The sequence below is a fragment of the Paractinoplanes durhamensis genome, assembly GCF_016862175.1.
GTDB lineage: Bacteria > Actinomycetota > Actinomycetes > Mycobacteriales > Micromonosporaceae > Actinoplanes > Actinoplanes durhamensis.
In genome coordinates, this window is the sequence record NZ_BOML01000099.1 from 13,801 (window position 1) to 29,369 (window position 15,569).

The window sequence follows — 15,569 nt, forward strand, 5'->3', positions numbered from 1 at the left end:
GTCACTTCTTGCCCTTGAACCGGTCGTACGCCTTGTTGGCCAGCTCGATGTACTTGTCGCCGCCTTTGGCGTTCAGCTCGGCGACGTACTTGTCCCACTCGGACAGCGGCCGCTTGCCCAGGATGAACGCGAGGGTCTGCTGGTTGACGTAGTCGGCGATGGCGGCCTCCCACAGCCCGGCCTGCTCACGCTCCTCCGGGCTGAACGGGTGCGGCGGACCCACCTCGCGGGTCGTGCGCTTGTTCATCTCGGCCTGGAACGCCTTCTCCTCGTCGGTGAACTGCGAGTTCAGCATTTGAGTGCTACCGCCGTACGCAAAAACGCCGTTGAAGAAGCCGTAGTCGACCTGCAGATTCTTGGGCGCGTCGGGGTTGAGGCCGGCCCACTTGATCTGCGGGTTGAGCTTGAAGGAGCCGTCCTCCACCTTGCCGGTGTAGGTGTCGCCCTCGATGCCCCACTTGCTGAACATGAGTCCGGCGTCCGAATACCACAACCAGTCGATGAACTGGAGCATCGCGACGAAGTTCTTGCTCTCCAGGGCCTTCTTGCTGAGCATGATGCCGTTCTCCAGCCGCGACTCGCCGGACAGCGTCGCGCCCATCGGCCCGGTCGGCAGCGGGATCTTCGCGACCTTCGCGCCCGGGATCTTCGCGATGTCCTTGCGGGCCTCGTTGACCACGGTCTGCGCGTTGACGCTGATCACGAACGACTTACCGGAGGCGAACTTCTGCCGGGCCTGGTCGTCGGTCTGGGTGAAGCTCTCCGGGTCGAGCAGCTTCTCGCTGACCAGGGTCGCCAGGTACTGCACGACCTGGCGGTACTGGTCCATCGCGCCGGTCAGCACGAATTTTCCGCCGTCCCAGTAGGCGGTGTCGTAGTTCCAGCCGCCCCGGGTGCCGTAGGACGTCGCGAGCAGGCCGATGAGGTTGTTGGCGCCCGGGCCGGGCTTCTGCGAGCTCCACCGGTCGGAGAACGGATATTGCCCCGGGTACGCCGTCTTCAGCGCGCGCAGCGTGGTGGTCAGCTCGTCCCAGGTCGTCGGCACCGCGAGGCTGTGCTTCTCCAGGATGTCGGTGCGCACCCCGATCGAGTAGTCCTGCCACACCGCCTCGTGCAGGCCCGGCAGCAGGTAGTACTTCCCGTCCTGCTGGCTCATCTGGGCCAGGTTGCCCTCCAGCTTCCAGCGCTGCACCTTGTCGGTGAAGTGCGGCATGAGATGGACGTAGTCACTCACCGGCAGGATCGCGCCGCCGGCGATGAACGCCTCCTCGGCCGGGTGGTAGGTCTTCGGGATGATCTGCGGCGCCTGGCCGGCGCTCACCACCACGCTGACCTTCTGGTTGTAGTCGCTGCCCGGCACCGCGGTCGCCTCGAACGAGACGTTGGTGCGCTTGGCCAGCTCGACCAGCATCGGCCAGTTCGCGTTGAACGGGTAGTTCTGGTTGCTGAGCATCATGGCCGAGAACTTCAGCGGCTCGGTCGCCTTGAACTGGTCGCCGACCTTGAAGCCGTCCATCGAGCCGGCTTTCTTGTCGTTGACGTCGGTGTCGGCACCGTCGCCGCTGTCGCAGCCGGCGATCGAGACGACGGTTACCGCGCCGGCCGCGGCCAGCAATTGCCGTCGGGATATCTGAACCATGGGAGACCTAGCCCTTCACGGCGCCGAGCATCACGCCGGAGACGAAGTAGCGCTGGATGAACGGGTAGACGAGCATGATCGGGAGCATGGTGAGCACGATGGTCACGGCCTGGATGCTGGCCGCGATCTGCAGAGCGGTCTCGCTGGAGGCGGTCTGGTCCGCGCCGGCGGTGACTCCGGCGATGAGGTTGCGCAGGTAGACGGTGACCGGGAAGAGCTCCTGCCGGTCCATGTAGAGGAAGCCGGCGAACCACGAGTTCCAGAACGACACCGCGTAGAACAGCAGCATCGTGGCGAGGATCGCCTTGGACAGCGGCAGCACGATCCGCCACAGCGTGCCGTACTGCGACGCCCCGTCGACCGCGGCCGCCTCCTCCAGCTCGGTCGGCAGGCTCTCGAAGAACGCCTTCATGACCAGCAGGTTGAAGACGTTTATCGCGTTCGGCAGCACGATCGCCCACAGCGTGTTGCGCAGTCCGAGCGAGCTGACCAGCACGTAGTTGGGGATGAGCCCGCCGTTGAAGAACATCGTGAAGATCGCGATGCCGACGAGCAGGCCGCGTCCTTTCAACTGCTTTTTCGACAGGACGTACGCGTAGCAGGTGGTCAGCACGATCGAGATGGCCGTCGCCACCACCGTGTAGACCACGGTGTTGCGGTAGTTCGTCCAGAACATCGCGTCCGACATGACGTGCCGGTAGGTCTCGGTGGTGAAGCCCCGCGGGATCAGGCTGACCTGGCCCGACCGGATCTCCTGCTCGCCGCTGAACGAGCGGGCCACGATGTTGACGAACGGGAACAGGGTCACCACCACCACGAGGGTGAGGACCGCCGCGTTGACGACCTGGAACGCCCGTTGGCCCCGGCTCACCACAGGCTCGTCCCGACCAGCCGGCGGGAGATCCGGTTGGCGGCGAGCACCAGGGTCACGCCGATCACCGACTCGAACAGGCCGATCGCGGCGGCGTAGCTGAAGCTGCCGGAGATGATGCCGACCCGGTAGAGGTAGGTCGAGATGACGTCCGCGGTCGGGTAGGTCAGCGGGTTGGCCAGCAGCAGGATCTTCTCGAAGCCGACCGCCAGGAACGTGCCGATGTTGAGCACGAGCAGCGTCACCATGGTGGGCCGGATGCCGGGCAGCGTCACGTGCCAGGTCTGCCGCCACCGGTTCGCGCCGTCGACCCGGGCCGCCTGGTAGAGGTCGGCGTCGATGGTGGTGAGCGCGGCCAGGTAGAGGATCGTGCCCCAGCCGACCGTCTGCCACACCTCGGACGAGACGTAGATGGTGCGGAACCAGCCCGGCTCCTGGATGAACGCGATCGCGTCGTGCCCGACCGCGCTCAGCCCCTGGTTGACCACGCCGTCGACCGAGACGATCTGCAGGACGAGGCCGGCCACCACCACGATCGACAGGAAGTGCGGCAGGTAGGAGATGGTCTGCACGAAGCCCTTGAGCCAGCGGGTGCGCACCTCGTTGAGCAGCAGGGCGAGCACGATCGGCAGCGGGAAGCAGAACAGCAGGGTCAGCCCGCCGATGATCAGGGTGTTCGTGAAGACCTGCCAGAACGACGGGTCGGTCAGGAACATCGTGAAGTAGCGCAGCCCGACCCAGTACTCGCCGAACACGTCACCGCCGGGGGAGTACCGCCGGAAGGCGATCACGTTGCCGAGCATCGGCAGGTAGCGGAAGACCAGGAAGAACATCAGCGGGAGTACGGCCAGTGAGTAGAGCTGCCAGTCCCGGCGCAACGCGGACCGCCACGTGCGGCGGCGCGGGAGCTCCGGCGGGGCCGGTGCGCCGGCTTCCGGACGGGTTGCCCTGAGCAGGGTCATGCCTTCCTCCCGCTCCGGAAGTTTCGGTGGCGTTGGCTATGTTTCCGAAAACTAGATGTAACATCGATGCATGTCAACCCCTCGATTTCTGTTCAGGAACACAGCTTTGAGCAGGCCGTTCTCTGGCCCGAGGGTGTGAGCCGGCGGGATCGTCCCGAGAATTGCCGGAACTTGCGAAGGGTTCGCGGGCATGAAAAAGGCCCGGGCCTCGAGGAGATCCTCGAGATCCGGGCGCTTCCGGTGCCGGGCTAGCCCTGGCGCTGGCGGATCGTGGTCTGCGGGGCCAGCTGGACCGTCCAGGTGCGGGCGGCGCCGACGACCTCGATGGCCCGGCAGAGAAGGGCGCAGCCCAGCTGGGGCGTGCCCTCGGCGAAGCCGCGGTTGATGATCGTGATCGCTTTCGGGTGATCGCCGGCCTCGAGGGCGGCGTCGAGGGCGGCGGTCAGGACCGTGCCGAGGACGGCGTGGAAGCTGTCGGCGCCCTTCTCGCGAAGGGTTTTGGGGGCGGTGACCGTGGACAGGGCAGACACTAGGGTCGATCTCCTCCGGCGTCGGTGGTGCTCGGAGCACGTCCGGTGGGCGTCGGCCCTCCCCATGACTGATCCGCAGGTCAACACTACCCGCTCGGAATGTCGAGCTTGTTGCGCAGCGGACTCCGGATTCTGTGCTATGTTCGTGTCGTTGCAGTTTTGATTTCCAAGACGTTTTAGGCGCCTCCTGGATTATCTGAATCCAGCGGGCGCTTTTTTCGTTTTCGTGCCGGAGCCTCGGGGCGAGTGATCAACTCGGCAACAGACGAGTCCGCGCGGTGCGGACTCGACAGCCTGCTAGGAGCAGACGTGGTTACTGGTGTTGTGAAGTGGTTCAACGGCGACAAGGGCTTTGGCTTCATCACCCCGGACGGTGGCGGCCCTGACGTCTTCGCCCACTTCTCGGCTATCTCGGCGAGCGGATTCCGTAGCCTCGACGAGAACCAGCGTGTGGAGTTCGACATCACCCAGGGCCAGAAGGGCCCGCAGGCGGAGAACATCCGTACGCTCTGATCAGACTTTTTCGAACGGCGGCCCGGCTTGTACAGCGGGTCGCCGTTCGGCGTATCCGGGTAATGTGATCTGGCTCACACCTGCGGCTTTTGTCCATTGTGTACAACCACGCTTCCCCCGTGCCGAACGCTAGATTGACGGCTGCCGACATAGAAGATCATCTGTCGGGTTCACGGGGGAAAGGGATCTGGGCACAATGCTGTCTGGAAACGGTTCGTGGCGGCGTAGATTCGCCGCATTACTCCTGTTGGCGGCCCTTCCGGCGCTGACCGCCACCATGCCGGCCTCGCCGGCCTCGGCCGCGCCCAACGGCGGTGACTTTCCCGACCCGCCGGCCGGCAAGCGGGTCGCGCTCACCAAGAAGCCGACAAAGCGGGCGGTGACGCCGCTCAAGACGTACACCCGCTTCGATCCGGCGTCGCACGCCGCGCTGCCGAAGGCACAGACCGTGACCGTCGCGGTGACCAAGGCCGGCGCGAAGGCCGGTGGCGGGATCACCCTCACCGGTCCCGCGCAGCGAGTGACCGTTTCCACCCTCGATGCGCAAGCGGCCGAAAAGGTCGGCGTGCGCGGGGTGATGTTCACCCTGAGCGGCGTGCCGGGCGGCAAGGTCGGCGTGCAGGTCGATCCCACCACCTACCAGAACGCCTACGGTGGCGCCTTCGGCTCGCGGCTGCGCCTGGTGCGGCTGCCCGCCTGCGCGGTGACCACCCCGGAACTGGCGCAATGCCAGACCCGGACCCCGGTCACCAGCACCACCGCCCTGACCGCGCAGGTGTCGCTGGCCGCGAGCGGAGTCACCGTGCTCGCCGCGGCGGCCGCCGCCGACGGGCCGGCCGGGGACTACAAGGCGACCTCGCTCTCGCCCGGCGGCAGCTGGGCGACCAGCGGAAACACCGGCGCGTTCACCTACAGCTACCCGATCGCGGTGCCCGCACCGATCGCCGGGGTCGCGCCCGCGGTGAGCCTCGACTACAGCTCGGCCGGCCAGGACGCCCGCACCCAGGGCACCAACAACCAGTCCTCCTGGGTCGGCGACGGCTGGAGCACCACCGACAGCTTCATCGAGCGCACCTACAAGGCGTGCACCGAGGTGAAGGACTCCGGCGCGGCCGAGGGCTCCGGCGACGTGTGCTGGGCCGGGCAGCTCCTGACCATGTCGCTGAACGGCACCTCGACCGCGATCGTCTACGACGACGCGACCAAGACGTTCCGGGCGGCCGCCGACGACGCCGCCATCAAGATCGAGAACCTCACCGGCGCCACCAACGGCACCAAGAACGGTGAGTACTTCCGGATCACCCAGAACGGGACGCAGTACTACTTCGGCCTCAACCGGCTCCCGGGCTGGACCACCGGCGCCGAGGAGACCAAGTCGGCCTGGTCCGAGCCGGTCTACAAGGCGAACGCCGGGGTCTCCGCCTGCCCGTCCTCGTCCACCTTCGGCGACACCGACTGCACCCTGGGCTACCGGTTCAACCTGGACTACTCGGTCGACCCGCGCGGCAACGTGAACGCCTACTACTACGCGCCGGAGACCAACTACTACGGCGCCAACAAGAAGAACACCGCGGTCTCCTACACCCGGGGCGGCACGCTCAAGCGGATCGACTACGGGATGACCGCATCGACGATCTACTCGTCGGACGCGCCCGAGCAGGTGCTGTTCGGCACGGCCGAGCGCTGCACCCTGGAGTGCTCGTTCGGCACCGCGCACCCCGAGTACTACCCGGACGTCCCGGTCGACCTGAGCTGCGACGCCACCGGCGACTGCACCAACCACTCGCCGTCGTTCTTCTCCCGCAAGAAGCTCACCTCGATCACCACCCAGGTCCGGGTGGACGGGGCGCTGAAGCCGGTCGACCGCTACGACCTGGTGCAGACGTTCCCGGACGGCGGCGACCACTCGCCGACGCTCTGGCTCGAATCGATCAAGCGGACCGGCCTGGACCGGCTCGGCGGCGCCGCGGCCGACGCGACCACCCCGGCGGTGACCTTCAACCCGATACAGATCGCCAACCGGGTCGGCACCCTGCCCGGCCTGCCGCTGATGTACCACAACCGGATCAAGAACGTCGTCTCCGAGACCGGCGCCGAGACCACCGTCGACTACACCACCCCGGACTGCTCCGGCGTCCCGGCCAGCGACCCGAGCGACAGCAAGGACACCAAGGCGCAGGCGTACGCGTCGACCAACACGACCGGCTGCTTCCCGGTCTACTGGGCGCCCGAGGGCCAGCCCAACCCGCTGATCGACTGGTTCTACACCCACCCGGTGAGCCGGGTGACCACGCTCGACAAGTACAACAACTACCAGGACGGCTCGCAGCCGTCGCTGGTCACCTCATACGCCTATGTCGGCAAGCCGGGCTGGCACTACGACGACAACGAGGTCGTCAAGGAGAAGAACCGCACCTGGGGCCAGTTCCGTGGCTACCCCGAGGTGGACACCACCACCGGTGACCCGGCCGCGTTCCACTACACCGACGGCACCGAAACCCACGACCGGAAGACCCTCACCAAGACCTACTACTTCCTCGGCATGGAGAACGACACCATGCCCGACTCGAAGAAGCGCGACGTACCCGCGCTGACCAGCTCCGACGGTGCCGTCTCGGTCGGCGACAACAACGCGTACGCCGGGCAGGTCTTCGAGACCGTCACCTACACCGGAAACGGCGGCTCGATCAACAAGGCCGTGGTCACCGTGCCGACGCTGATCGGCCCGACCGCGTCCCGGGCGCGGACCGGCCTGACCCCGCTCACCGCGCAGATGGTCCGCACCGCCAAGTCGCTGACCCGCGAGGCGGTGTCCTACGGCTGGCGCAAGACCGAGACCGCCACCTTCTACAACACCACCCTCGGCCAGACCACCACCGGCATGGCGGTGCAGGTCGCCGACCGCGGCGAGGCCGGCGCGACCGGCAACGTCGCCAAGTGCACGTTCAACCGTTATCTCAACGGCACGACCGCCACCCTGGTCGTACTGGCCGAGACCGTGGTCACCCAGCAGGACTGCACCGCCGCCGGGGCGAGCCCGACCGGCCCGGTGATCACCGACTCGCGCACCTCGTTCGACGGCAACCCGTTCGCCTACAACGGTGACGGCCAGACCGGTCCGGCCCTGCCCGTCCACGGCAGCCCGACCCTGGTGCAGCAGGCCAGCGCCGCCGGTGTCTTCGTTGACGCGACCGCGACCACCTACGACACCTACGGCCGGGTGGTCACCGAGACCCGGGCGCCGAAGACGAAGCCCCAGACCACCTACACCCGGCACTCCCCGGCGAGCGGTGCGCTGCCCACCTCGACCACCACGGTCACCCAGGTGACCGCCGGTGCCGACTGCTCGAAGGTCACCGAGTCGAGCGCCGACTGCCAGGTGGTGACCGAGGCGAAGGACGCCGCCCGGCAGTTGCCCACTGGTAAGACCGACGAGGCCGGCGCGCTCAGCTCGCTGACCTACGACGCGCTCGGCCGGCTCACCGGGGTCTGGATGCCCAACAAGAGCAAGGCGGCCGGCGCCCCGGCGAACATCACCTACAGCTACCTGCTGTCGGCCACCGGGCCGAACGTGGTCACCACCAACACGCTGCGCGAGAACGAGGACGGCAGCACCACCACCCGCTACGTCACCAGCAAGGTGCTGCACGACGCCCTGCTGCGCGAGCTCGAGTCGCAGGCGACCGCGGAGAACGGGACCATCACGGTCACCGACACGCAGTACGACACGCACGGCTGGAAGGTACTCACCAACGACGCCTACGCCACCGCCGCCGTCCCGTCCGACTCGCTGGTCTCCGACCGGCTCTCCCAGGTGTCGATCCCGGCCACCACGGTGACCGACCACGACGCCATGGGCCGGGTCACCCAGGTCACCTCCGAGCACAACGGCGTCGCGACCCGGCGCACCCGCACCGCCTACACCGGTGACCGCACCACCGTCCTGCCGCCGACCGGCGCGGTGGCCACCACCAAGGTCACCGACGGCCGCGGCCAGCTCACCCAGCTGCAGCAATACACCACCGCGCCCACGCTGAGCGGCACCGTCACGGGTGGATTCACCGCCTCCGGCGGCACTTCCCAGACGATTGCGTACGGATACACCGCGGCCGGCCAGCAGGCGTCCGTCACCGGGCCGGACAACGCGGTCTGGTCCTTCAAGTACGACCTGCTCGGCCGGGAGACGTCGCGGATCGACCCGGACGCGGGCACCATGCTCACCGCGTACGACGACGCCGGCAACGTCATCACCAGCCGGGACGCCCGGGGCATCCTGCTCGACTTCACCTACGACCTGCTCGGCCGCAAGCTGACCGCGGTCGACCGGTCGAAGAGCAACTTCAAGTACGCCTCCTGGACGTACGACACGCTGCGGATCGGCAAGCTCACCTCGTCGACCCGCTACCTGCCGAATGTGACCGGTGGCTATACCGTCGCGGTCAACGGGTACACGTCGCTCGGCAAATCGCTCGGCTCGACCATCACCCTGCCGACCGTCGAGCAGCCGCTGCCGACCAGCTACGCGACCACTTTCCGGTATTCGGCGAACACCGAGGTGCTCGCCGGGCAGACCGACCCGGCCGTCGGCGGGTTGCCGGGGGAGACCATCACCTACAGCCGGGACCTGCTCGGTGTGCCGACCCGCACGGCCGGCCTCGACCAGTACGTCTCCGGCAGCACCTACACCGACTTCGGTCAGCCGTCCCGGATCACCGTGGGGGCGTCCAGCAACCAGGCCGAGGTGATGTATTCGTACGAGGACGAGACGCTGCGGCTCAGCGAGCGCACCATTTCGCGGTCGCAGGGCCTGGGCCCGGTCGTCGACAAGACCAGCTATGCGTACGACGACGCCGGCAACCCGCTGTCGGTGTCCGACACCCAGTCCGAGTCCGGCAATGCCCTGGTCGACCGGCAGTGCTTCCGGTACGACTCGCTCGCCCGGCTCGCCGACGCCCGGACGGTCAGCGGCGACTGCGCCACCGGCACCGTGTCATCCGGGGCCGGCGCCTACTGGCAGACCTACGAGTACGACGCGATCGGCGACCGCACCAAGCTGATCGACCACGCCACCGGCACCGGTAGCGACGTCACCACGTCGTACACCTCCGGCTGCAGCGCGAGCTGCAACCGCACCGGCGCCCAGCCGCACACGATGACCGCGACCACCGGGGGAGCGGACCCGACGAGCTTCGTCTACGACGTGGCCGGCAACCTGCTGACCCGCACCGCGACCACTGGTAAGAACCAGACCCTGAGCTGGGACGACGAGGGCCGGCTGGCGTCGGTCACGGCCACCGGCGGCACCACCAGTTACCTGTACGACGCGGACGGCCACCAGCTGATCCGCCGCGACCCCGGCCGCACCACGCTGTTCGCCGGCGACACCCAGGTCGTCGTCGACACCGTGGCCGGCAAGGTGCTCGGCGCGGTCCGCACCTATGCGCACGGCGGGGACGGCGCCGCGATCGCGGTCCGCTCCACCCTGCCCGGCGGTGGCACCAGCTACCTGTTCAACGACCCGCACACCACGGCCACACTGTCGATGGACACCACCACCCAGGAGGTGTCCCGCAAGCAGTACAAGCCGTACGGCGAGTCCCGGTCGAGCCTGAGCAGCACCGGCTGGCCCGACCTGACACACGGGTATCTCGGCGCGGCCGAGGACCTGGTCACCGGCTATACCGATCTCGGCGCCCGCAAGTACGACCCGGCGCTGGGCCGGTTCCTGTCGGTGGACCCGGTGCTGGAGACGACCGACCCGAACCAGCTGGGCGGGTACGCGTACGCCGGGAACAACCCGATGGCCAAGAGCGACCCGTCCGGCCTGATGCTCCCGATGGAGGACCGCGGCGACAGCGGCCCGCTCGGCCCCGGCACCGGCAGCACCGGCGGCGGTGGCGGTGGCGGCGGTGGCGGCGGTGGCGGTGGCGGTGGCGGCGGTGGTGGCGGCGGCGGGAGTTGCTCCGACGGCTTCTGCGTCGGGTCGCCGGACAAGCCGGCCGAGCACACCGAGGCCAACGACGACTTCAAGTACGACAAGAAGGTCCGGCCCGGCATCTCCGACTACGTCAGCTGGAACAAGTGGCGGCTCAAGATGAACGGCTGCCACATCACCTCGCTGTTCAACGTCGGCCCGTGCGCCGACAACCACCAGGGGATGAAGCTGTACGCGCACTACCGGGACGGCTCCGGCACCCCGATGGAGCTCGACTACGAGGCCGCCTACCACCAGGACAACAAGCTCCGCACCGACATCAACAACGAGATCAACCAGGCGCAGATCGCCGCCGAGAAACTGGCCAAGGGCGACGCCGGCAAGTTCAGCATCACCGGCGGCAAGCACCACTTCTCCGACCAGCCGGTAACCTCCGAATGGCAGAACTCGCTCGGCGCGTACGACATGTGGGCCAGCGCCGACGTCGAGGTCAAGGGCAAACAGATGACCATGCGGATCCGGGTGAACGCGTACGACCGGTACAACTTCAACCCCGGCATGAGCCACATCCAGAGTGGGGCCAGTGACGACGAGAACGGCCGGTTCGCGGTGCTCGGCTGGGCGAAGGGCTTCAACACGTCCGGTTCGATGGAACGGGTGGTGACCTGGACGGTCGGTTCGCCGAGCGGTGCGACCGTCACCGGCGGGAAGAAGCGTTGATGCGACGCCTCGCCGTGCTGGCGGCCTGTCTCCTCACCCTGGGCTGCGCCGCGTGCGACAGCCCGGGTGGGGCGGCCGGTGGCTCGACCAGGCTGGAGCCCGGACTCGGCGCCCAGCCGATCGAGTCGATCGCCCCCGACGCGGAGAACAGGGTCGAGCCGACCCTGCTGACCGCCCTGCCGGGACTGGCTCCGGTCCCGCAGGACCCGGAACGCAGCGACGGCATCGCGTCGGTGGTGTGCGGCAACAAGCCGGGCGCCGAGGCATACACCAGCTGGTACGGCATGCGCCGCGAGTGGCAGGGCGGCGGCACGACGGTCCGGCAGTTCGCCGGCGTGTTCGCCGCCCCCACCGCGGCCCAGGCCATCGCCCAGGTCTCCGGCGTGCTGGGTTGCGGTTCCTACGAAGACCGGGAAGGCAAGTTCACCGCCGTGCACAAGGTGCCGACGCCGTCCGCCGACCTCGCCTATTGCGAGACGGTGAACGGCAAGTCGGTCATGTGCACCGCCCTGCTGGCCCGGGAGGACATCCTGGTCCGCATCGAAACCGGCGCGGCCGACGAGGCCACCGCCTCGAAGGCCCTGTCCGATGTGGTGCCCAAGGCCGCCGAGGCCCTGACGAAGGCCTGGTGAGCACGCCCCTGGGCCCGCGGGTGCGGGCCCAGGGGCGTCGTTCTACTGGTACTGGTTGTCGAGCAGGCCGTTGAGGTACTTCTCGATGTTGGTGTAGCCGGTCTTGTCGAAGTCGCCGTTCGCGTCGTTCGTGGACGGGTTCAGGCCGTACTTCGTCTCCCAGGCATCCGGCATGCCGTCCTTGTCGGTGTCGGTCTTCGCCGTGCCTCCGGCCAGGGTGCCGTAGCCGTTGTTGCCCAAGCCTGTCGCGGTCTGGCTTGACCACAGGTCACCCTTGGTGCCCAGTGACGTCACGTCCGCCACTACCAGCTTGTCCACGTCGTCGCGTGGGGTGGCGCCGGCCTTGGCGATCACGTCGGCGTAGCCGGCCGCGGCGCTCAGCGTCGGGATGTTGGCGGTGTCGGCCGAGAACGGTGCGGTCAGCTCGGTCGCGCCGCCGCGTACCGCCGCTGCGGCGCCGTTCAGGGCGCCGTCCTTGTTGCTGTCCAGCCAGTTGTCCTTGTTGTAGATCTGCTGGTTGCCGGTTTGGTAGTAGTAGTTCGAGGCGCTCGTCGTGCGCGGGCCGGTGATGAAGTAGTTGCCGACCACGTCGTGCAGGAAGTGACCACTGGAGTTACCAGCGGTGTAGCCGGCCTGGTAGTTGTAGACCACGTTGTTCACGAACTGGGTGTTCGCCTTGGCCAGCGGGTTGCGGTTGTGCGAGTTGCCCCAGAGGTTGCGCCACCAGGTGTAGGGGCCGGTCTCGGTGTGCGCGCCGAACTGCTGGCCGATCGGGTTCGCGTCGATCGAGTACTGCATGGTGATGTTCGAGGCGCGGACCGCGTCGATGTTGTTCCACGCGCCGAACTCGATCGACACGTGGTCGAAGATCAGGTTGCTGGCGTCCAGCCAGTTGATGCCGCTGTTCTTCTGGTCGGCGTCCTCGGTGCCCATCCGGAACCGGAAATTGCGGACGATCACGTTCGTGCCGCTGTTGAACGAGACCTCACCGCCCTGCACGCCGACGCCGGCGCCCGGGGCGGTCTGGCCGGCGATCGTGATGTTGCTCTTCACCAGCACCGTCGAGGTCAGCTTGAGGTAGCCGCCGACGTCGAAGACGACGATCCGGTTGTTGGCACTGACCGCGTCCCGGAACGAGCCCGAACCCGAGTCGTTCAGGTTGGTCACGTGGTAGACGGTGCCGCCCCGGCCGCCGGTCGCCACCGCCCCGAACCCGACCGCAGTCGGGAACGCCTTGACCGGGCCGACGGGCGGCGCGGTGGTTGGCGGCACAGTGGTGGGCGCGGTCGTGGGCGCGGTTGTCGGGGTGGTGGTCGGCGGTGCTGTTGTCGGCGCCGTTGTTCCGGTGCAGGCGGTTCCGTTGAGGGTGAAGGCGGTCGGCACCGGGTTGGTGCCGGTCCAGGTGCCGTTGAAGCCGACGTCGATGGCGGCGTTGGTGCCGATGGCGGCGGTGTAGTCGGCGTTGGTGGCGACGACCGCGCCGGACGTGGGCGACGCGGTGAAGCCCCACGACTGGGTGATGGTCTGGCCGGCCGGGAACGTCCAGCCCAGTTGCCATCCGTTGATCGGGTCGCCCAGGTTCTTGATGGTGATGGCGGCGGTATAGCCACTGGTCCACTGCGAGCTGACCTGGTAGGTCACCTGGCAGCCCGCGGCCGCCTGGGCGTTGGTGGCGACGGCGACGGACGCTGTCGCGGCAACTATCGCCAGCGCTATCGGGGTTTTCCGCATCACGCGGCCGCGCAGGTCAGGGCGGGCGTGCTGGCTGTACCAGTGGCCAGGAAACCGAATGTCGTCGAGCCGCCCGCCGCCAACGTGCCGTTGTAGCTCGCATTGGCCACGGTGGCGGCGCTTCCGCTCGTACTCAAAACGCCGTTCCAGACCTGGCTGATCGCCTGGCCGGAGGCCAGCGTCCACTTCGCCGACCAGCCGCTGATGGCCGCATTACCGGCGGTCACCGTCACCTCGCCCTGGAAGCCGCCGGACCAGGTGTTGGTGGTCCGATAGCTGGCGGTGCACGCCCCGCCAGCCGGTGCGGTGCTGGTCGGTGCGGTGCTGGTGGGCGCGGTCGTGGTAGGTGCGGCGGTGGTCGACGTCGTCGGTGGGGACGGGGACATGCTGGTGATCGGCGGGCTGCCCAGGGAGGCGTAGTCCAGGTACTCCTCGATGTTGCGGTAGCCGTCGCCGTCCGCGTCGCCGTTGTGATCGTCGACGGCCGGGTTCAGGCCGCTCGCCGTCTCCCACGCGTCGGGCATGCCGTCGCGGTCGGTGTCCCAGCCGCTCGGCCTGCTGACCTGCGCGGCGTTCCACAGGTTGTTCCACTCGGTGGCGTTGGCCTCGTTGACGACGCCGCCGCTGGTCGAGCGGGTCTCGCTGACGACCCGGGTGTCGACCGCGTCCCGCGCCCACCAGAACGCCCCGGCCTGGTTGAGGACCTTGGGCAACGACGTGTACGCCGCTTCGGTGGTCATGTTCGGCACCTCGAACCGCGTCGACCGGTGCGTCGGGATGTCGGTGAACCGGTCCCAGGCGGCGTCCACACCATTGGTCAAGTTGGCGTCGCCGTCGTAGTCGGCCTTGTTACCGGAGATGTAAGCGCTGGTGCCGGTGGCTCCCGTGTAGACCTCTGGACTACTGCTGTTCTGCCGCAGGTAGGTGTTGCCGACGAAGTTGGCGTTCGCGAGCTGGTCGGTGCCGCTGTAGCCCTTGCCCTCGAAGACGACGTTGTTGCTCCACTCCACATAGTTGACCGCGCCGGTCTCGTTGCCGAGCCGGGGCAGCCGACTGAGGTGATGGGCGAGCAGATTGTGGTGGTAGGCGATGTTCGAGCCGTTGACGTCGCTGCCGACCAGCGCGCCGTAGCTGTGCCCCTTGTAGTTGAGACCGTCCGAGACGATCGCGTACTGCACCGAGACCTGCCCCGCGGCGTCGCTGGTGCTGATCCCTTCGTCGTCATGCCAGCTGACCGACACATGGTCGACGATGACGTTGTCCCCGGTGATCCAGATGCCGTCGTTGGTAGCGGTCTCCGGATTGGCCTGGTCCTTACCAGGCCGGAACTTCAGATGCCGGATGACCACGTTCTTACCGGTAACTTTGGTCGCCTGCCCCATGATCGTGACGCCCGGCCGGGGCGCGGTCTGCCCCGCGATGGTCAGATTGCTGGAGTTGATCGTCAGCCACCCTTGCCGCCCCGCCGGCGCAAGCTTGACAGTCCCCGCAACGTCAAAAACGATGGTCCGCCCGGTGCTGGGAGCGCTGTTGATCCCATACCGCAGCGACCCGGCGGCCGGGCTGCTCGCGTTATCGGTGAGGTTGGTGACGTGGTAGATGTCGCCCCCACGCCCACCGGTCGCATACATGGCGGGCCCGGCGGCCCCGGGAAAGGCCGCAACGGCAGCCGCGCTGGCCGCATGGCTGGTGGCAACCAGTCCGGCAAGAACGAGAACACCGGACGCAGCCGAAGCCAGGACGGACTTCAGTCGCTTTCGTGATCGTGGTGCGGTCATGTCGACCTCCGTGGGAGCGCTCCCAGTCGATGGACGGATTGAGGCAACGCGGAGAGACGTCAGCAGCAGCCTCCCTCTAGAAGCAGATGCAGCCGCCCCACCCGAGATAACAAATTCACAAACATCAATTGTGTACGCCCGTCAAAGCCACCCCGACCGCACCAAAATCCCGCTGTCGCTGTCGCTGTCGCTGTCGCTGTCGCTGTCGCTGTCGCTGTCGCTGTCGCTGTCGCTGTCGCTGTCGCTGTCGCTGTCGCT

At 67.7% G+C, this 15,569-nt stretch carries 9 protein-coding genes; 3 read left to right on the forward strand and 6 right to left on the reverse strand.

Features of this window, described 5'->3' with window-relative positions:
- Position 1: 1 nt before the first annotated feature.
- The 4 genes from Adu01nite_RS46750 to Adu01nite_RS46765 all read right to left on the reverse strand — a co-directional run bounded on the left by Adu01nite_RS46750 (position 2) and on the right by Adu01nite_RS46765 (position 4,002).
- Positions 2–1,639 carry an ABC transporter substrate-binding protein gene (locus Adu01nite_RS46750; RefSeq protein ID WP_203735882.1) on the reverse strand — a complete coding sequence of 546 codons (1,638 nt, stop codon included), beginning with the start codon at positions 1,637–1,639 and terminating at the stop codon, positions 2–4.
- Between the two features lie 7 nt (positions 1,640–1,646).
- On the reverse strand, positions 1,647–2,510 hold the full coding sequence (locus tag Adu01nite_RS46755; RefSeq protein WP_239133233.1) for a carbohydrate ABC transporter permease: 864 nt from the start codon (positions 2,508–2,510) through the stop codon (positions 1,647–1,649).
- Positions 2,507–3,472 (reverse strand): ABC transporter permease, encoded by a 966-nt coding sequence (locus Adu01nite_RS46760; protein ID WP_203735884.1) that lies wholly within the window; start codon positions 3,470–3,472, stop codon positions 2,507–2,509. Before Adu01nite_RS46760 ends, Adu01nite_RS46755 begins: the two co-directional genes overlap by 4 nt.
- Positions 3,473–3,720: 248 nt before the next feature.
- Positions 3,721–4,002 carry a hypothetical protein gene (locus Adu01nite_RS46765; protein WP_203735885.1) on the reverse strand — a complete coding sequence of 94 codons (282 nt, stop codon included), beginning with the start codon at positions 4,000–4,002 and terminating at the stop codon, positions 3,721–3,723.
- A gap of 309 nt (positions 4,003–4,311) precedes the next feature.
- Between Adu01nite_RS46765 and Adu01nite_RS46770 the strand changes: the two genes are divergently transcribed.
- From Adu01nite_RS46770 to Adu01nite_RS46780, 3 genes are all read left to right on the forward strand, one after another.
- Positions 4,312–4,515: a cold-shock protein gene (locus tag Adu01nite_RS46770; RefSeq protein ID WP_203735886.1), complete on the forward strand. Its 204-nt coding sequence runs from the start codon at positions 4,312–4,314 to the stop codon at positions 4,513–4,515.
- A 247-nt stretch (positions 4,516–4,762) separates the two neighbouring features.
- Positions 4,763–11,170, forward strand: a complete 6,408-nt coding sequence (locus Adu01nite_RS46775; protein ID WP_203735887.1) for an RHS repeat domain-containing protein — start codon at positions 4,763–4,765, stop codon at positions 11,168–11,170.
- On the forward strand, positions 11,170–11,802 hold the full coding sequence (locus Adu01nite_RS46780) for a hypothetical protein (protein ID WP_203735888.1): 633 nt from the start codon (positions 11,170–11,172) through the stop codon (positions 11,800–11,802). Before Adu01nite_RS46775 ends, Adu01nite_RS46780 begins: the two co-directional genes overlap by 1 nt.
- Positions 11,803–11,844: 42 nt before the next feature.
- On the opposite strand, the gene Adu01nite_RS46785 is transcribed toward Adu01nite_RS46780, so the two are convergent.
- Both Adu01nite_RS46785 and Adu01nite_RS48310 read right to left on the reverse strand, forming a co-directional pair.
- A complete protein-coding gene (locus Adu01nite_RS46785) occupies positions 11,845–13,533 on the reverse strand; it encodes a cellulose binding domain-containing protein (protein ID WP_203735890.1) in 1,689 nt (562 codons plus the stop codon).
- Entirely contained in the window at positions 13,533–15,311 is a 1,779-nt protein-coding gene (locus Adu01nite_RS48310) for a cellulose binding domain-containing protein (RefSeq protein WP_239133234.1), read from the reverse strand. Before Adu01nite_RS48310 ends, Adu01nite_RS46785 begins: the two co-directional genes overlap by 1 nt.
- Between the last annotated feature and the right edge of the window lie 258 nt (positions 15,312–15,569).